Annotated in this window: 27 protein-coding genes; all 27 read right to left on the reverse strand. The window is 63.8% G+C overall.

Going from position 1 to position 15554, the window contains the following annotated elements; genetic code table 11:
• Positions 1–81 precede the first annotated feature (81 nt).
• The 27 genes from J1M87_RS09445 to J1M87_RS09575 all read right to left on the reverse strand — a co-directional run bounded on the left by J1M87_RS09445 (position 82) and on the right by J1M87_RS09575 (position 15145).
• A complete protein-coding gene (locus J1M87_RS09445; RefSeq protein ID WP_206489295.1) occupies positions 82–303 on the reverse strand; it encodes a hypothetical protein in 222 nt (73 codons plus the stop codon).
• The gene (locus J1M87_RS09450; RefSeq protein ID WP_206489296.1) at positions 300–785 is read right to left on the reverse strand and encodes a hypothetical protein; all 486 of its coding nucleotides are present in this window, start codon (positions 783–785) and stop codon (positions 300–302) included. Before J1M87_RS09450 ends, J1M87_RS09445 begins: the two co-directional genes overlap by 4 nt.
• The gene (locus J1M87_RS09455) at positions 782–1030 is read right to left on the reverse strand and encodes a hypothetical protein (protein WP_206489297.1); all 249 of its coding nucleotides are present in this window, start codon (positions 1028–1030) and stop codon (positions 782–784) included. The genes J1M87_RS09450 and J1M87_RS09455 overlap by 4 nt, the downstream gene beginning before the upstream one ends.
• On the reverse strand, positions 1027–1542 hold the full coding sequence (locus J1M87_RS09460) for a dATP/dGTP pyrophosphohydrolase domain-containing protein (protein WP_206489298.1): 516 nt from the start codon (positions 1540–1542) through the stop codon (positions 1027–1029). Before J1M87_RS09460 ends, J1M87_RS09455 begins: the two co-directional genes overlap by 4 nt.
• On the reverse strand, positions 1539–2648 hold the full coding sequence (locus tag J1M87_RS09465; protein ID WP_206489299.1) for a hypothetical protein: 1110 nt from the start codon (positions 2646–2648) through the stop codon (positions 1539–1541). Before J1M87_RS09465 ends, J1M87_RS09460 begins: the two co-directional genes overlap by 4 nt.
• Positions 2645–3301 (reverse strand): molecular chaperone DnaJ, encoded by a 657-nt coding sequence (locus J1M87_RS09470; RefSeq protein ID WP_206489300.1) that lies wholly within the window; start codon positions 3299–3301, stop codon positions 2645–2647. Before J1M87_RS09470 ends, J1M87_RS09465 begins: the two co-directional genes overlap by 4 nt.
• Before the next feature lie 2 nt (positions 3302–3303).
• Positions 3304–4806, reverse strand: coding sequence for a hypothetical protein (locus tag J1M87_RS09475; protein ID WP_206489301.1), 1503 nt, complete (start codon positions 4804–4806; stop codon positions 3304–3306).
• Between the two features lie 101 nt (positions 4807–4907).
• Positions 4908–5081, reverse strand: coding sequence for a hypothetical protein (locus tag J1M87_RS09480; protein ID WP_206489302.1), 174 nt, complete (start codon positions 5079–5081; stop codon positions 4908–4910).
• Entirely contained in the window at positions 5078–5215 is a 138-nt protein-coding gene (locus J1M87_RS09485; RefSeq protein ID WP_206489303.1) for a hypothetical protein, read from the reverse strand. Before J1M87_RS09485 ends, J1M87_RS09480 begins: the two co-directional genes overlap by 4 nt.
• Positions 5212–5775 carry a hypothetical protein gene (locus J1M87_RS09490; protein ID WP_307830769.1) on the reverse strand — a complete coding sequence of 188 codons (564 nt, stop codon included), beginning with the start codon at positions 5773–5775 and terminating at the stop codon, positions 5212–5214. The genes J1M87_RS09485 and J1M87_RS09490 overlap by 4 nt, the downstream gene beginning before the upstream one ends.
• 113 nt (positions 5776–5888) lie before the next feature.
• Positions 5889–6053, reverse strand: a complete 165-nt coding sequence (locus J1M87_RS09495; RefSeq protein ID WP_206489305.1) for a hypothetical protein — start codon at positions 6051–6053, stop codon at positions 5889–5891.
• Entirely contained in the window at positions 6050–6850 is an 801-nt protein-coding gene (locus J1M87_RS09500) for a DUF6551 family protein (protein WP_206489306.1), read from the reverse strand. The genes J1M87_RS09495 and J1M87_RS09500 overlap by 4 nt, the downstream gene beginning before the upstream one ends.
• Before the next feature lie 5 nt (positions 6851–6855).
• The gene (locus J1M87_RS09505; protein WP_206489307.1) at positions 6856–7446 is read right to left on the reverse strand and encodes a hypothetical protein; all 591 of its coding nucleotides are present in this window, start codon (positions 7444–7446) and stop codon (positions 6856–6858) included.
• Positions 7443–8003 (reverse strand): hypothetical protein, encoded by a 561-nt coding sequence (locus tag J1M87_RS09510; RefSeq protein WP_206489308.1) that lies wholly within the window; start codon positions 8001–8003, stop codon positions 7443–7445. The genes J1M87_RS09505 and J1M87_RS09510 overlap by 4 nt, the downstream gene beginning before the upstream one ends.
• Positions 8000–8836: a hypothetical protein gene (locus J1M87_RS09515; protein ID WP_206489309.1), complete on the reverse strand. Its 837-nt coding sequence runs from the start codon at positions 8834–8836 to the stop codon at positions 8000–8002. Before J1M87_RS09515 ends, J1M87_RS09510 begins: the two co-directional genes overlap by 4 nt.
• A complete protein-coding gene (locus tag J1M87_RS09520) occupies positions 8833–9654 on the reverse strand; it encodes a hypothetical protein (RefSeq protein ID WP_206489310.1) in 822 nt (273 codons plus the stop codon). The genes J1M87_RS09515 and J1M87_RS09520 overlap by 4 nt, the downstream gene beginning before the upstream one ends.
• On the reverse strand, positions 9651–9983 hold the full coding sequence (locus tag J1M87_RS09525; RefSeq protein ID WP_094650253.1) for a hypothetical protein: 333 nt from the start codon (positions 9981–9983) through the stop codon (positions 9651–9653). The genes J1M87_RS09520 and J1M87_RS09525 overlap by 4 nt, the downstream gene beginning before the upstream one ends.
• Complete coding sequence (locus J1M87_RS09530) at positions 9983–10705, reverse strand: hypothetical protein (RefSeq protein WP_206489311.1); 723 nt, start codon at positions 10703–10705, stop codon at positions 9983–9985. Before J1M87_RS09530 ends, J1M87_RS09525 begins: the two co-directional genes overlap by 1 nt.
• A 3-nt stretch (positions 10706–10708) precedes the next feature.
• Positions 10709–10888: a hypothetical protein gene (locus tag J1M87_RS09535; RefSeq protein WP_206489312.1), complete on the reverse strand. Its 180-nt coding sequence runs from the start codon at positions 10886–10888 to the stop codon at positions 10709–10711.
• 3 nt (positions 10889–10891) lie between these two features.
• The gene (locus J1M87_RS09540) at positions 10892–12328 is read right to left on the reverse strand and encodes a ParB/RepB/Spo0J family partition protein (protein ID WP_206489313.1); all 1437 of its coding nucleotides are present in this window, start codon (positions 12326–12328) and stop codon (positions 10892–10894) included.
• 29 nt (positions 12329–12357) lie between these two features.
• Positions 12358–12609 carry a hypothetical protein gene (locus J1M87_RS09545; protein WP_143545184.1) on the reverse strand — a complete coding sequence of 84 codons (252 nt, stop codon included), beginning with the start codon at positions 12607–12609 and terminating at the stop codon, positions 12358–12360.
• Between the two features lie 74 nt (positions 12610–12683).
• Positions 12684–13082: a hypothetical protein gene (locus tag J1M87_RS09550; protein ID WP_206489314.1), complete on the reverse strand. Its 399-nt coding sequence runs from the start codon at positions 13080–13082 to the stop codon at positions 12684–12686.
• Positions 13079–13357, reverse strand: a complete 279-nt coding sequence (locus J1M87_RS09555; RefSeq protein WP_206489315.1) for a hypothetical protein — start codon at positions 13355–13357, stop codon at positions 13079–13081. The genes J1M87_RS09550 and J1M87_RS09555 overlap by 4 nt, the downstream gene beginning before the upstream one ends.
• A 219-nt stretch (positions 13358–13576) precedes the next feature.
• The gene (locus tag J1M87_RS09560; RefSeq protein WP_206489316.1) at positions 13577–13819 is read right to left on the reverse strand and encodes a hypothetical protein; all 243 of its coding nucleotides are present in this window, start codon (positions 13817–13819) and stop codon (positions 13577–13579) included.
• Between the two features lies 1 nt (position 13820).
• Positions 13821–14057, reverse strand: a complete 237-nt coding sequence (locus tag J1M87_RS09565; RefSeq protein WP_206489317.1) for a hypothetical protein — start codon at positions 14055–14057, stop codon at positions 13821–13823.
• On the reverse strand, positions 14050–14385 hold the full coding sequence (locus J1M87_RS09570) for a hypothetical protein (RefSeq protein ID WP_206489318.1): 336 nt from the start codon (positions 14383–14385) through the stop codon (positions 14050–14052). The genes J1M87_RS09565 and J1M87_RS09570 overlap by 8 nt, the downstream gene beginning before the upstream one ends.
• A 115-nt stretch (positions 14386–14500) precedes the next feature.
• Positions 14501–15145, reverse strand: a complete 645-nt coding sequence (locus J1M87_RS09575; RefSeq protein WP_206489319.1) for a hypothetical protein — start codon at positions 15143–15145, stop codon at positions 14501–14503.
• Positions 15146–15554 lie beyond the last annotated feature (409 nt).

The raw sequence follows: 15554 nt of genomic DNA on the forward strand, positions 1-15554 counted from the left end.
CAAAGCGACCGGGACGTGGAGTCACCGATCGCTTACGCGAAGAGTACACCACCGCATGGGCACACGCTGGTCACAGCGCTTCTACGGTTTTCGTGTCCGAGCCGCGTTGTAATGTGCCGCCGCTTCCGCATCGACGAGATCTGCGAGATGGAATCCGCGAAGTCCCTGGCGTTCAATCGTGCGCACTGTGCCGGCCTTCACCCAACGCAGGACCGTGCGGCGCGAGCGCGACGTCCGCCGCTGAGCTTCGGCCAGCGTCACGTACTGATCCGAGTCCACATCGAGAGGATCGACGTTGTTCATTGCTCAGCACTTCCACTGCGTCCAATCCGTTCAGCGGTGCAATCACCGCACGTCACATGGGATCTGCTGAAGGTGCCGTTCAGACCCCATCCCATTTCGAGACCACACAGGCTCAGATCACTGATGGTCAGTGCATGGACGCGATCGTCTTGTTCCCGCGGTGGGTCGAGGGCAGCGCGAAGGGCATCGAGCACCGGACCCGCGAAAAGCTCGGCTTGCTCGATGTGTGAGTCAACGATTTTGGCCATGACGTCGGGGCCTAGATCATCGGGAATGCATCCCAGTTGGTCCTGCATTCTGGCAACTGTGGCGTCGATCGACTTCTGTGCGATCTCATCGAGGCCGAGAAGGCCGACTTCCCGTACTCGTGCGATGGTGTTGTCCCGTTCCCGCACCGCAGCCAACAGGCGTCCGTTCTCCTTCACGGCGGCTTCCCACGCTTTCGCTCGGGCTTCGATCGCCGCGAACTCCTCAGTGTTCATTGGTCGCCCTCGGGTCGTGCACTCTCCCGCTCGCGGCCCCGACGCCTATTGTGGCGCTCGTTCGCGACACAGGTGCCGTCATAGAAGCCGAGGGCGTACACTTTCGCTGCGACGTTGTGGAGTCCATAGATCCCGTCTTCGTCCAGTAGAGCTTTGTTGTCGGCTCTCTCGGCGGCCCGGTGTTCGTCGTCGATGTATTGCTCGATCAACTGCACTACTGCGTTGGGTTCGATTGGCGCGCTCATGCTTGGCCTCGCGTAGTTCGGACGTGCTCGATCGCCTTGTCGGGATCGGCAGTTCGCCAGTTTGGCCAGGTTCGTCTCTCGTTCTTCGACTGCTTCGCCTTGATCGCGGCGATGATCTCCTCAGGCTCGAAGCCCTGCCGTAGTGCACCATCGAACGTGAGGATCGCAAGGTCGGCCCACTCGGTGATATCGCCCGGCTTGGCACGAACCTCAGCGATCTCCTTCGTGATGTGGTCCAGTACGCCCTCGATGCGTGAGCCTGGGCCGAATGTCGTTCGGCTCCAGTCACGCTGATGTGTGAGATGCGCCGCGTCGATGGCGATGCTAGGGAGGGCAGCCACCACAGACGCCAGGCTCTCGGCCAACTCGTGGATCACCTGCTTACCTGACGGCACATCCATTGATCCGCCGCGCATGCACACGTCCTCGAATCGCTCGCCCTTCCAGTCCCAACCCAGTTCCTCGGTGAGCTTCGCCGCGAGTGCGGACGCGAGTGCCCTCTGATCGGTCATGTCCAGCCGTTCCCTTCGTAGATGCTTGCCCCGGACGTGGTGCCCATCGCTCGGCTTCGGATGTCCTTGTCTCGGATGTCCGCGCCCGACTCGGCGACGAGACTGGCCCAGTTCCAATACACTTCGTCGACCCGGCCGCCGCAGCGGAGGTCCGAGCAGGCGACGAGCATCGGGTGCGCGTACAGCTCGCGGCGGGTGATGTGCAGGACCGGTCGGCCGTCGTCATCGAGGAGCGGGTGCCCGTACTCGTCGAGCCGAGGGAACGGGGCCGGTTCCATCCGAGGGCCGATGCCACCGGGGGGGTAGTGCTCGGGTGGCTCCCGCAGAACGGGGATCTCCTCGTACATCGGTGCGTGTGCCGGTGGGTGGACGACGATGGATTCGCGGTTGCAGTCCATGCAGCGGAATCCCTTTGCGCGGCGGGCGGTATCGCCGAGTGGCCACCGGTTGGTGTGCGAGCGGCGGTTCGCGCCGAGCTCGGTCATCATCTGCCCCGCCCACTCCTGCTCGGGGATCCAGTCCAGTCGATCGAGCAGGTACTTCGTGACCGAGTTGACTACGCGGTTCACGGCGACCGGGTCGATGGCTCGGAACCCGATGACGCGGCGATCCTGCTGCAGCGGTGCGACCGGCCGGTACGTCGACCGCCACGTGGTGCGTGCGCCGGCCAAGTCCGGGCCCATCTCCCCGCGATCCGCCGAGACCTGTTCTGCCCACTCGCACAGGAACACGAGTTCCTCGTCGGCGGCGTCGACTGCGGCCGCCGAGATCGGTAGTGGCGGCTCCTTCTTCGACGGCTTCGTGTATCCCGCACTGCGATCCGGAGCGGTGTTCGACGGCTCGATCTGCTCGCGCATCCACTCCACCGTGCGGGGCGTCGACGCGACGAGATCCTGCAGCCGGGTGAGGTGACCGCGGCAGAGGGTCGAGCCGTCGTGCGAGGCGGTGACCGCTCGACCACCGTCGACCGCGTACTCCCACACCGGCGTCATCCCGTCACCGACACCGGTCTTGCCGTCGGCCGCGGTGAACGGCTGTCCCTTGTCGGGGGTTCGCTTGTGCGGGAGCGAGCACACGCACGTGGTGACAGCGACGTCGATGCTCATCCTCGGCCCTCATCCCAGCCGAGGACCTTGATCAGATCCTGGACGACACCAAATTGCGTACTGTCGCCGCCGTTGCGGTCGGGATGAGAGTTCGCCTTGGCCAACCGCTTCAGCCGGTCGATCGACCCGATGCCCGATGGGTCGACACCATCGGTTTCCGGGAACGCGATCAGCTCCAATGCTCGACGAGCACCCTTCGTCGACGATTGCGAGGGCGGCGACGCAGCGGACCCGATCGCTCGAAATCTGGTGTACTGCTCGGCGTTCGGCGTGGTACCGAATCGGTCGACCTTGCGGAGCGCCTCCAACGACAGGGCGATCGCACGCAGGTTGTCCTGCCAGTGAGTGAACCGATCGCACGGGAACGACAGCGGGCCCTTGCTCGACTCGATCGACAGGATGACACCGGGGTGCGTCGGCACAGCGTTCGCTCTCGGTAGGCCGTCGAGACGGAAGTCCTGTTCACGCATCGCGATCTGCAGGATTGCCGTCGCTGGTCGGTTGCCGGTTCCGATCGCCCGGAGCTCGCGGTCGAGGAGTTGCAGGGTCGATCGCCAGGGAGCGGAGAATGGCGACGGCCCCGGCGTTTTGTTCGGTGGTGCCGGCCACCGCTCGATCGGCCGCAGTGTCAGGCCGGATGGGTAATCGCTCACGGTCACTCCTCGCTCGTCTTGCAGGCGGAACATGGTTCGTGCTGGCCGTGGATCTCGCAGATGGTTTCCGTCACCGTCGACGCCGGGCCCCGCCACCCGAACCACGGCGAGCCGAATCTGGCCGGTACTTCGACATCGGGTGCAGCGCCCGCATCCATCGATTGGTCGACCAGGTTCAGGAGTTGGGCGGTGGTGACTGATCTCGGTGGTAATGGATTCACAGGTCGGTCAGGAGATGGATCTGGACTGGCCTGTTTCGTAGAGCTACGGGAACGACCACGAGATCTGCGGCGGCCACGTTTACGAGCGGTGTCTCCGGATGGATGGTGGTCGGGTGACCCAGACGAGTGACCCTCCCCCAGACCCCTACCCAAACCATCACCCTGCCCTGACCCTGCCTGGCGCACCTGCGCCCGCACGCGCCCGAGCACAGTGCCGGAAAGTTGATTTCCGGGTTGATCCGGTTTGATCGGGGTTTGTTCCGGATTCGCCGCTGGCCGTGCCGGTTTGATCGAAGGTTGATCCGGTTTGGTCGCGTCATGGTCCGATGGCCGGGTGGTGGCCGACTCGTCGGCGTTGTCGTGCACTGCCCCAGCGACGGGTTGCCCCGGTGAGCCTGGCGTGACAACTGTTGACGGGTCGGCCACCTGCGGCCGAGCGGGGCGATCCTGGGCGGCGAGCTGCGTCCCTGCGTCACCGGTTCCGGCGAGTACCGCTTCGTCTGCGTCGCGGCCGGCGAGTACGTCTTCGCGGGAGCTACCCGTCGAAGACAACCCGGCGTCGGACCGTGGAGACGAAACCAACCCGTCATCGGAACGTGGCGGCGAGACCACGGTGGAACTGTGCTGCTCAGGACCTGGGCGCGGAGCCGGACGTAGCGTCATGCCAGCGGCCTGCGGGGTTCGGTTGCCTTTGCTCTGGTTGCAGGGCGAGCACGCGATCACGATGTTGCGTGCGCCGTTCGCCACTGCGGGGTCTACGTGCTCGAGGTGTGCTTTGACGGGTGACTTGTGGTCCATGCGCTTGACCACGACGCCGCAGTAGCGGCAGTGCGCCGACATCTGCTTCGCCGGGACCTTCGGATCGATGCAATCCCGCGCCCACACAGCCGCAACTATTTTCTCGGTCTTCAGCTCGGCGGCCTTGCGCCGCTTGAGCCGGACCGCTGCGCCCGTGTCGTACTTCAAGTCGAACCAGTCGTGGAACAGGAATGTCCCGTCCGCGACCGGCGGGCACCGAGGGCACTCGTGCCCCGGTGCGTGCCACAAACCGACCTCGACCAACATCGTGGCGGCGTCGAGGCTCATCCGAGTGTCGAGAAGAATCCTCGCGACGTCAGCACGTTTGACCACCCCATCGCTACCCGCTGCCTGAGAGGTGGTCCCCGAGATCGACCACACGGTGAACGCTGCACAACCAGACATGTCGCCGTCGAGTGTGGGATCCAACAACGCCTTGATCTTGCGGTTGTTGGACAACTCGTCGACCAGCTGGAAGAACGGCAACGGACATCCTTTGTCAGAGAACGGGAAACAACGGGCAGGCAACACGATTAATGGTTAGGGGGCGGGGCCCTCGTGGATACGCGCATGGTCTTCTCCTCGGTTCAGGAAGGGTGATCGGGACAGAAATCGCGGTTGTTGCTCTTGGTCCACGAGTGCCGTCGGGCGACGCCGAATGCCTCACGCGCGGTGTCGACGTAGAAGTGCGCGACCTTCTCGCACGAATCGCAGGTGATTTTCCAGCCCTTCATCCCGCGCTCGTGGACCGGGCGAATCATGTTCGGCCCCGACGCTCGAGGTACACCTCGCCTACCGCCACAGCCGCCGACGTCACACGGAACGCGACGAAGAACACCGCCGACGTCGCCAGGCCTAATGCGACTACGACAGAGCCGATCTCAGAGCGGCTCACGACGGATCGTCCTCATCCGCGATGTACCCGTTGAAGTAGCCCGTCAGCGAGTCGTACCAACGCTGCACCCACCGCGCATCGCCGATCGCCGTGTGTCGCTCGTCCCCCACGGGTGGCTTGACGTCGCACAAATCCGACAGTTTGTCGGAGCTTACCGGCGGCATGAGCACTTCAGCGGGACCAATGTTTCCCGGACCCGGATCCAGGAGGTATCGGTAGCTGAGATATCCCAAGGCCACCGCCTCGACGTCTATCAGGTGGTAATGCCATGCCGGACAGAGGTTATGGCGGCGAAGCATCGCAGCAAGGCATTCCGTATCGAAACTTGGGACAGCACCCACGATCGTCGCACCGCGCGTCATTCGCTCGACCAACTTCGCGGCCTTCGCCTCGGTCGCAAACCATGTTCCCGGTGACAACTCCCACTCCTCAGCCCCATCCGGGTCGTTGCGCAGAGAGATCGGTCGCTCTGTTCGGAACGAGGGATGGTTGTCGTAGAAATGGCCGACGTTCAACCCCATCAGCTCCGCCGACGACAGCTCCACGTCGGCAACGAACACCCGCAGCTCCGTCGTATAGCCGTTCGGCTCTCGTCGAATCAGCGCGATCTCCCACGGACGCCGATCGTGATGCAGTCCAGTCGTTTCCGTATCCAAGAACACCAGTGCGTTTGTCACAGTTCACCTCTCAAGATTCGAGCCTCAGGGGAATTCCAGGAATAGCTACGAGCACGAGTCGAATCCGGTTCCCGTAGAACTGCCCACGCGATGCCGTACACAGCGACAGCGGCAACGGCGACGAAGACCAGCCAGGTGAGGCTCTCTGGGAGAGTGCTCATGCGCGGATCGCCTTTTCGTCGAGCTTCGGCCCGCGCTCCCGGTTGTACAGGCGAATCAATACAACGGCGACCATCGTTGCGAGAGAGCCTGACTCGAACTCACGCAGGCTCTGGGCCTGTGCGCGAATCTGACGAGGTGTCATCTCAGTCATGGCGTCGGCAAGCCGCCCGGTCTTGAACGTGGCACCGGCCTCGACGTCATCGAACGAGTCGAGAAGGATTCCGACGCCCGCCACGATTGCGCCTTCGAGGGCGTCCTGGGACGGCGGCCATGTGTCCGTGATCAAGAACAGGGTGTTCACGACGAGGGACTGTCCACCTTTGCGAAGCAGCTTTTCGAGGCTGGTGATGCAGCGGAGGTTCTTCGGACCGGGCTTTGGATTGATCTCCAACCCGAGTTGAGTGACCGCGTCTTCGATGACGGTGACGTCCGCGTCGCCCGCCGCCTTGCGCGCCCGCCAGCGGTCCCATGTCGAAATGGGTTTCGTCTTGCGATCGATGTCATCGAAAAGCTTCGCCTCGCCAGCGAGGTCGAGTCCGGTATGGACGTTGACGACGAGGTGCGCGTCGGGGTCTCTCATACCTGCCGCAGCCCAGCGGTGCTGGCCATTGATGATCGCGAAACGCGGACAGGCGTGGTCGCCTCGATCCGAGACGTCGAGGACGCCGACGAGCCGAGGATCCCATTCGGCGGCGATCTTCCGGACTCGCTTGACGTCGCAATCGCGTTGGTAGGTGTGGTCGACGAACAAATCGGTGACGGCCACTGCCATCGGGAACGAACTCGGTGCGGTCATGGCGATCAGAGCCCCTGCTCGGCGTAGTAGTCCGATAGCTTCACTGGGGTCCAGTAACCGAGGAAGTCCTCGGTGGGCCCATCGACAATGTTGTGCGAGAACGGATCACCGGGGCAGACTGCGGTGACGACACCGTCGGCGACGGTAATCCGCGCCGAGGTGCACGAGGTTCCGCCGTCGCGGGTCGATCCGACGACGATCATCGTGGACAGGCCGGTGATCCGTTCCGCGATCGACGCAGCGCCCCTCACGTACGGCATCGATCGGGCGAGCGCTTTGCCTGCTTCGGTGCGTGTGTCGGCTACCCAGCATCCGATGCGGCGGTTGAACTTCCAGCCCGGGTGCGGCGCGTCGGCAACCTTGCGGCGGTAGCGGGTGTCGTCACCGCTGTGGTGCTCGAACCCGGCAAACCATCGATCGAGGGTCACACCGTTGTAGCGGATTTGATATTCGCGGTCGGCGGAGTCCATCGGGTAGGTGTCTGCCCAGTCGTCGCACTCGGCTTTGAAGTTCGCGCGGCGTGTCTCTGCGAGAGTCAGTGCCTCGACCAGATCGGTTGCGGTGCTGCGGTAGACGTGTGTTACGGGCCAGGTCATGCTTCCCACCTCGTTACGGGGGTAGCGATGTCGAAGCGGTAGGGGTCGCCGGGGTTCGGCGCAGGTGCCGGCCACGCCATCCACTCGAACTCGAAGTCCGAACCGTCGGCATGAGGATTTCTGGTGAACTGAACCCACCGATGTTTGACCTGAGTCGACCCGACAGTGTCTTCGAACGCCCACTTGATGTCCACGTAGTCCAGTCCGCAGAACTTGCGCCAGTACTTGTTGAGAGCTGCTAACATTCGGCGGGGTTCGATGTGCCCGAGCGCGATCATGCTGTCACTGTCTTCACCGAGCTCGGAGAGGCTGACTCCGTACGCAGTGAATGCGAAGTCGGCGGGTGTCGGCGTGAATCGTTGAGGCGTCGAGATCGAGCAGCCATTGCTGCGCAGCTCCATCAGGACCTCGTCGGCGACCTGCTCGCCCGTCAACTTATTGGCGATGCCGTTGTCGAATATCCGCTGGCGATCGATAAGGGCGTTGACCGCCTTGGCGATCAACTCTTCTGCGTCAAGGTCTGGTGCGCCTGCGGGGGTCTTATGGTCTTGGGTCATGACGACTGCTCCTGTGCGGTGCGGAATCCTGTTTCGGCCCTGCGCTGATACACCCATCCGGTGATCGCCGCCTTGGCGTCAACCTGCCAGTCCTTCTTGCGGGGCATCTTGAACGGGAGGCTGAATCCATGGACTCGGTCACCTTTGAAGCCGCCCGAAGAGTCGTACCGATACGGAACGCCGTGACGGGAGTGGACGTCGAGAACCAGCTTCTGCTCGATGATGCGGCGAGACTTGGTGCGGCTGTACGTCTGGCGCTGCACGGTAGCGACGACCGGGTACGACCCTTCCGGCATATCGATTACGAAGGCAGCTGTTTCGAGGTTGGCGTAGTCGTATCGCTTCGGTCCCCAGATCCGGTCGAACAGGTTGATGTTGATGTACTGGTCACGCCACCGCGCAAACTCGTCGCGTTCGGTGCGGTCACGGTGAACCCACAGTTCCCACGAGAGGGCACCACCATCGGTGATCGTCAAGGCTACGTCTCGGCCGTCGTACTCGTGCTTGTCGCCAGTAACGTGGGTCAGCCACTGGGCGAGTTTGCGGCCGTTGCCAATGCCCCAGTAGACAGCTGCCCCACCTATCTGCAGGTCGCCGTCGAACGGCGTCTCGGAGCCCAGAGTGCCAACGTGCAGGCGGGCACTAAACAGGTTGAAACCCTTGCGTGCGAGCACAATCTGAATCTGACCGGATGCCAGCGAACGGGCTTTGTCGCTCTCGCTGCTTCGTACGTCGATCCATCCGCGCCAGTTCACCAATTCGCCGGCCTTCGGATTCTGGGTGCGTTCGTTGTTGCCGTGCCGCCAGACGGTGAGTGTGCTGAACCTCTTCATCGGACACCCGCGATCATGGTGGCGGCGCGCTCGGCGTAGGTGACGGACTCGCCCTGCATCTTCTCGTGGAGGTAGCAGGTGTGGCGGCCGTGTGCGGTGTAGCCCAGGGACCACTTGTAGGCGTTCCACCAGTCCACTCCCGATCGTTTCCAGAACTGCAGCACACCAGCGAGGGCTTTGCGGCGAAGATCTTCCATCCATGCGGGGACGTCGACGAGGGACAGGCTGGTGATCAGCTGCGCGAGGTCGGCGAGGGCGTTGCCTTCGGGGAGTTCGGAGATCGGGTCACCGGGGGCCGAGAACTGCAGCACCTGGAATCGGTCCGACTTGATGTAGCGGCCGCCGAGGATGCCTTGGCCGCCGCGGTTGACGCCGATGATCTGGCTCTTGTGGCGCGACGGGTCGGAGATCAGGACGACGGCGCGGATGGTCAGCGCCGGGTGCCGGCCTTCACCGATCTGGGCCGCGACATTCCCGGCAACCTGCGCGCCGCCGGAGTATCCCAGGAGGATCGCGCCCGGATACTTGGCGATCAGCCCCAGCAGCGCGTGTTCGGCGTGAAGGACATTGACGGTGAAGCTGTTTCCGTCCCACCGGGGTACCGGCCCGAACGCGGCCGACCACACCAGTTCGATGATCAGGTACTTCTTGGGGTCCAAGTTCTTCGTGACACCGGACAGGCTGTTGGTGCCGTACGGTTCGCCGATTCCTCGGCAGGTGATGATCACTTTCATGTCGCTTGGGGCCTCCGGGGTGTCCGTGGCGACGAAGGTGCTGATGAATGCCGGCGGCGTTGCCGGAGACTGTGGGTTGTTCATCGGATTGCCATCCCGTCTGTCGAGGTCTCGAAGCGGTAGAAGACGTGCCACACCAGACCGACAGCGGTGACGACCGTGCCGAGGAATTCGGGTGCATCCTCGGCTTCCACGTCATGGCCGGTGCCCCTGATGCAGAGCACCGCGTACCGTCCCGTCTCGGTGGCGTAGCGATCGGACTTTGGCACCCGCACCCACACGTCGACTTTCCGACCAGGGTCGGTGCGCGAGTCCGCGACCGACAGCAGCACGGAGTTCGGTGAGACCGGGACGAAGAATTCAGGCCCAACGACGGGAATCGAGTATCGGAATACGTTGAAGGTGTTGGACATCAGCTCGCCGCCTCGTCGTGGTTGTTGATGTGGTCGGGGTTCGGTAGCCGTGACGACCACGCGACGGCCCATTCCTTGTTCCGGGCCTCGGTGTCCTCGCTGATGTTCAGCGGCAGAAGCATGCCGAGGAACGACTCCCCTGCCCGGATCAGAAGGGCGCGGGATCCGGTGTGCGACTCGATGAGCAGCGGCTTGACGTAGGCGTTGGCGGCGACAGCGAAGCGGGCAAGGTCGGTGCCGTTGACGGCCATGTTCTCGAGCAACACCGGCGGCGCGTGGTGGGATCGCGAGATCAGCTTCGGGATGTCGAGGAACTGCTCATCGTGCGGAAGCCGCGGGATCTTGTAGGAGCGGCCGTCGACGAACCCGGCGCAGTCGATCAGGGTGACGAACTCGTCGTCGGCCTCGATCCGGACCTGGAACTCTGGGGCGTCCGAGTCGGCCTTCTCCTTGCCTGCCTTGAAGATCGAGAGGATCTTCTTCACGTCCTCCGGTAGCACGTCGATCGTGGCAACGCCTGGTTCGACCTGCTCCCAGATCGACACGATGGCCTGTCCCATCGAGAACCGGTCGGTGGCCGTGACCCACAGGTTGACGGGGTCGACGAGCAGCCGGACGCGAGTGTAGGTGGGGAGGTGCTCGTCGTTGCCGGCGTGGACGACGACCGAGGACAGTGCCGCGCGGAGGTCGGCGGTGCCGACGGTGATGATGACGTCGCTCATGGTCTATGCCCTTCCTGCTCGATGGTGTCGTTGCCCGGGGATGGGGATGGCGAGCTGGCCTTCGACTTCGGTGTGCGGGGCCGCCGCTTCCTTGCCCGCGAGGTAGCGGTGGATACCGACCTGCCGCTCCGGTGGAAGCGACAGGAACCACTGCTGTGCGGCAGCGAGGGCGGCGGCGTCCACCGGTTACTCCTGCGCATCGGCCGTGGCCGCATCGAGTGCGTCGAGCAGACCCTGCTCGACGTCGGAGTACTCGTACCCGAACACCGACGTGAGGTCGTTGTGCCAGGCATCGAGCGCCGGGTACGGGGCGCGTTGCCACTGGAAGGCGGCGGTGAGGTGTTCTTCCTGTAGAAGGTTGCCGAGAAGGTATGCGGACACTGCCAGTTGCGGCAGGGTCATCTTGTTGACGTGGCGTTCGATCTCGGCGTGGTCGTTCTCGTCGTCGTCCTTCGTCATCGGTGGGACGCCGAGCAGTTCGACCGCTGTGGCCTTGGTGTATCCGGATCGGGTGCAGTGGTCCATCACGTGCAGGCGTAGGCAGCGGACCGCGAAGTCGGAGTTGCTCTCGGCTGCGGCCTTGGCGAGGAAACGGCGGCGCACTGTCGCCGCTATCCGGAGGTCCTCGTCGAGCTTCGCCTTACGTTCCCGCTCATCCCGCGCCTGTGCCTGCGCCGGCGTCTCGGCGGCGGGTTTGATCGGCTCACCCGATGGATTGGTGGCGTCACCTTCGGGTCCGGGGAAGAACTGCTTGTACTTCCACACGTACCCGGACACCACATTCCGGTCGGTCAGAGCGACACGCTCCGCACCGTCTGGAATCTCCTCCTCGTTCTGGGCTTCGATCCAATCGAAGGTGACCACGGCGGGGTCGGTTTCTGCGGCATCGGTAGCTGCGTCGGCCTCCTCGTCGAGCTCGTCGTCGGTGGCCACACGAATCCCTTTGTCGGTCAGCTCCTTCACGATCTTCGCTTCGCGTTTGAGCCAGTCCCTGTCCTTGCGTGCCTCCTCGAGGGTGAACGCGAAGTTCGGTGTGCCGAGAAATAGAGCGAGTCGGTCGTAGACCGGCTGATCGGCGGCGAACTCGGTGAGCGCGAGCGCATCCTCGATCGTGACCTGACGGGCAACGAGCCTGTCGCGCACCGACTGCGGCGCATTCGCCAGCTTGATGCGATCCCTGATGGTCTTCTGCTTATGCCCGGTGCGGGACGCGAGGCCCTTCAGGTCGACGTCGTCGAACTCGAGCAGCGACTGATACGCGTTGCCCTCCTCCACGACGTTGAGATCGGAGCGGTGCAGGTTCTCGGTGAGCATCACTTCGAGCTGCGCACGGTCGTCGCCAGCGAGGTCGAACCGAACGATGCACGGAACCGTCTTCAGTACCGCCTTCTTCGCGGCCGCGTGACGACGGTGCCCGGCGATGAGCGTGTACTTCCCCTTCGCATTCGCGGGAGTCACTATCAACGGTTCGAGGACACCCTGACCCTTGATGGATTCGGCGAGCTCGGACACGTCACCGAGATCGGTCCGCGGGTTCTTCGGGTGCGGGACGATCGCGGTCGGTCGTAGGTGTTCGAGGATGGTCTCGCGGACCTCAGTGGGGTCGGACTGTGTGGTGGTCATCGTGTGCGCTCCTGGCATGTAGCGGGCGGTCAGGTTCTGTTCGGCAGATCGAGTTGGACGTGAGCGGGGCGTGGGTTGTACGGCTTACGGGCGGTGCAGATCTCGGAGTGCCGAATCCACAGGCGCTCCCCGTCGGCGCGGGCCGCGTCGAGGTCGGAGCCTTTGAGGACTTCGCCGTACACCACGCGGCCGTTGACCGGTCCGGAGAAGTGCTTGCGGACCGTGCCGAGTTCCGGGTCCGGTGAGATGTCCACTGGAATCCATCGGTCCTCCCGGGACATCGACTTGCACCAATGCACCGGCGCGTGACAGTCCTTGCATTCGCTCGCCACAGCCCGCTCCACTCCTTCCTCGTTCAGCCGGTCCGTGCTCGAATACCGGCGAGCACTCGATGCCGGCGGACTGACGCGCGCGTCTGCGCCATCACCGGTGCGCAGTCCGGACACATTCCGTGTCGCGCCGACTCGGCCGTGACCGCGGTGATCTCGTTGCACAGCAGGCACGGGATGTGGTTCGCCGGGGTCTCTTCGCGGACGTCCGGCGCGGCGGATACCGGTTCGAGTCCGAGGTGCTCGCGGATCCGGACAACCGTGTAGTCCGTCCACTTCGTGAGCTCGGAGATCTCGCGGTCGGTCATGCACCGGCGGACGAGAGTGGACACCAATACCCGCCGGTCATACGGCGACAAAGCTTCACCCGGCAGACGTCCCGCGAGTGCCTGCTCGAAGCGTTCCGGATGGTCGAGGCGCTTCACAGCGACACCACCACGGCGTAGCTGGACTGAAACTCGATCGCCGGAATGCACTGGTACTTGCCGGCCGCATCGCGAACCACATAGTCACCCGGCACCGCAAACATCGACTCCTCATCGAGTGGCTCGATGAAGAACCGGTCACCGCGCTTGGCGACGTTCTCGTCAGAGACGAACTTCAGCAGTTCGACGAAGTTGTCGCCCGTCCACACGATCGCGTCGACCTGCTTCGGGACCTGCTGGTACCGGCGAGCCGCCGGAGGAGTAGGTGTGGTCATCGCGCACCGGCCAGCGGGAGAAGTGACGACACGACGATGATCACGACCAGACCGGCGATGAACAGCAGGTGGAACCGGAGGCGACACCGTTCCGGTGGGAGTTGGTTGCTCATGACACGTACCACCCGGCAGCGATGATCAGCGTGCAGATCAGACGCATTGCGAGGTAGCCGCTGACCGCGGCGACCACGATGAGGACGTAGGCAATTCGTTCGTCGGTCATGACGCCATCACCTCGACCGATGCGAGCCACAAGTACAGGGCGTCGCGGACGTGCTTGGGGAGTGCGTCGGCGGTGACCTCGTTGATCGGTGTCTCGCCGCCGCCCTGCGGGGATTGCTCGACGACTGCCTTCCCGAGTGCCGACTGCTTGTCGACGGCGTCGATCTGGATGAAGTACCGCTCGTTGACCAGGCCACGCTTCGCGTTGACCTCGGACACGATCACTTTCATGTCGGACATGTCATGCCTCCGCTACGTTTTCGAGGACCGCTTCGAGCAGGCTCAGTTGGTATGCGATGTGGGTGATGAGCTTGTGCTGATCACGGTCGACGTCGGTGTCGGCAAGCTGGTCGACAGCGGACTTCGCTGCCCGCCGGATCAGTTCGGCGTTGTCGATAAGCTGCGCGCGCTTCGCCTCGCGAGCCATTCGGATCGCGCGGCGGCCGTTGATGACGCCGACGCAGGCGGTGTCAGCCATGCGTCACCGCCGGCGCTGCGAGCGGTGGGCCGGTGATCTGCGAGCGCGGTGGCAGATACGCGACGCGGAGCTTGTCTCCGGGCTTCATCCACCGGTCGTTGACGGCCTGCCACAGGTGCACACCGTCGAGCTCACCGCGGTACACCATCCGACACGGGTACACCGTGTAGACGGTCTTGCCTGCATCGTTGACGTGCGGGACGAGGAGCTCGACACCGTCGGGACGGTCGGACGGGGTCGCAGCAGCCGGGATGAACCGGTCGTAGCCGAGCTGCGCGGCGAATGCAGGGCCGGACAGATCGTCGGGGGTATTGTTGCTGGTGCTCATCAGGATTCACTCGATTCTTCTGGTGAGTAGACGGGCCTCGCGGGCAATGCGGGGCCCGTTACTTTGTCGGTCGAGGTAGCTGGAAACCGGTGGTGGCGGCGACTCGGGGGGCCGGTCAGCCGCCACCACCGGGGCCTGAACCGTCAGGGGCCGCAGGGGGATTCAGCGCGCCACCGTGACGGTCAGACAGCCCGGCAGGTTTCCCCGACGGGCGGCTCTTGAGATGCTGGCCAGGCTTCGGAACCGCAGGCTCCGTACGCAACGCATCGTTGCCGGATAGCTGATAGACATGCTCGACCATGTTGTTGATGTGGACCTGGGCCGTCATAGCCGGACTCCGCTTCATCAGCTTCTCGATGTCGGACTCAATAGCAGCGTTGGAGACGTAGACGTTCGGCGTAATCTCGTGGGCCGTCAGCACAGCACGGAGCGTCGTCTGCAGACGCTCCAAGCGCTGATCAAGTTCCAGCGCAACAGCATCGAGACGGTCGGCACCCTCAGCGAGAAACCCGACCCGGTCGACATAGTCCAGGTCCTCGATCGCACGGATCGCATCACGCATCCACAACGTCGCCATCCGAGCTGCGTCGTGAACCGACTTGGCACGCTGACGCTCCCCGTCGCGGCGATCGACCTCGTCGCGGATCTCCGGCACTGTACGGCCAGCAGCGTCATCGAAAGAGTCGCGACTGTAGGGCTTCGGATACCTCTTGTCCGGTGACAGGAGGAACCGTTGACGCTGAACGGGATTGGTGGTCATGACGCGCCACCCTCGACTCGAGCCCTGAACTGGTCGTTCCTGACAATCTCGCTCAGGCTTCGCAGTAGGTCCTGGTACTTCTCAAGACCGCGCTGCGACAGGTGCGCGTGACCGTCACCGAGTAGGAGCTCAACGGTTCCGTCCTCAGATATCATCAGCCCAACCTCAGCGTGCGGCGCGCTGCGAGGCGAGAACCAAACAACGTTCTCGACCCCGGCGATCACCAGCGTGCGATCGGGATGGTGGATGGTCACCGACTTCGAGTCGGGATCTTCGGGCGCGGTCACAGCCACACCTTCAACGCGGACCCCACCTGCATGAACGCCCACAAGATCAACACCCACGAGGCCGCGCCCGCCGCACATATCGCAAGCAACCACAGAGCCAACCTGCGAGGAGATCGGTTGCG

Origin of the sequence: Rhodococcus sp. KRD162, assembly GCF_017168335.1 — a bacterium.
GTDB lineage: Bacteria > Actinomycetota > Actinomycetes > Mycobacteriales > Mycobacteriaceae > Rhodococcoides.

Coding starts and splice junctions, on each gene's coding strand:
- J1M87_RS09575 (WP_206489319.1), bottom strand. CDS start 15,145: ATGACCACCAATCCCGTTCAGCGTCAACGGTTCCTCCTGTCACCGGAC.
- J1M87_RS09570 (WP_206489318.1), bottom strand. CDS start 14,385: ATGAGCACCAGCAACAATACCCCCGACGATCTGTCCGGCCCTGCATTC.
- J1M87_RS09515 (WP_206489309.1), bottom strand. CDS start 8,836: ATGAAGAGGTTCAGCACACTCACCGTCTGGCGGCACGGCAACAACGAA.
- J1M87_RS09500 (WP_206489306.1), bottom strand. CDS start 6,850: ATGACCGCACCGAGTTCGTTCCCGATGGCAGTGGCCGTCACCGATTTG.
- J1M87_RS09545 (WP_143545184.1), bottom strand. CDS start 12,609: ATGTCCCGGGAGGACCGATGGATTCCAGTGGACATCTCACCGGACCCG.
- J1M87_RS09540 (WP_206489313.1), bottom strand. CDS start 12,328: ATGACCACCACACAGTCCGACCCCACTGAGGTCCGCGAGACCATCCTC.
- J1M87_RS09565 (WP_206489317.1), bottom strand. CDS start 14,057: ATGGCTGACACCGCCTGCGTCGGCGTCATCAACGGCCGCCGCGCGATC.
- J1M87_RS09465 (WP_206489299.1), bottom strand. CDS start 2,648: ATGAGCATCGACGTCGCTGTCACCACGTGCGTGTGCTCGCTCCCGCAC.
- J1M87_RS09520 (WP_206489310.1), bottom strand. CDS start 9,654: ATGAACAACCCACAGTCTCCGGCAACGCCGCCGGCATTCATCAGCACC.
- J1M87_RS09530 (WP_206489311.1), bottom strand. CDS start 10,705: ATGAGCGACGTCATCATCACCGTCGGCACCGCCGACCTCCGCGCGGCA.
- J1M87_RS09495 (WP_206489305.1), bottom strand. CDS start 6,053: ATGAGCACTCTCCCAGAGAGCCTCACCTGGCTGGTCTTCGTCGCCGTT.
- J1M87_RS09455 (WP_206489297.1), bottom strand. CDS start 1,030: ATGAGCGCGCCAATCGAACCCAACGCAGTAGTGCAGTTGATCGAGCAA.
- J1M87_RS09480 (WP_206489302.1), bottom strand. CDS start 5,081: ATGATTCGCCCGGTCCACGAGCGCGGGATGAAGGGCTGGAAAATCACC.
- J1M87_RS09450 (WP_206489296.1), bottom strand. CDS start 785: ATGAACACTGAGGAGTTCGCGGCGATCGAAGCCCGAGCGAAAGCGTGG.
- J1M87_RS09510 (WP_206489308.1), bottom strand. CDS start 8,003: ATGACCCAAGACCATAAGACCCCCGCAGGCGCACCAGACCTTGACGCA.
- J1M87_RS09445 (WP_206489295.1), bottom strand. CDS start 303: ATGAACAACGTCGATCCTCTCGATGTGGACTCGGATCAGTACGTGACG.
- J1M87_RS09560 (WP_206489316.1), bottom strand. CDS start 13,819: ATGTCCGACATGAAAGTGATCGTGTCCGAGGTCAACGCGAAGCGTGGC.
- J1M87_RS09555 (WP_206489315.1), bottom strand. CDS start 13,357: ATGACCACACCTACTCCTCCGGCGGCTCGCCGGTACCAGCAGGTCCCG.
- J1M87_RS09525 (WP_094650253.1), bottom strand. CDS start 9,983: ATGTCCAACACCTTCAACGTATTCCGATACTCGATTCCCGTCGTTGGG.
- J1M87_RS09460 (WP_206489298.1), bottom strand. CDS start 1,542: ATGACCGATCAGAGGGCACTCGCGTCCGCACTCGCGGCGAAGCTCACC.
- J1M87_RS09505 (WP_206489307.1), bottom strand. CDS start 7,446: ATGACCTGGCCCGTAACACACGTCTACCGCAGCACCGCAACCGATCTG.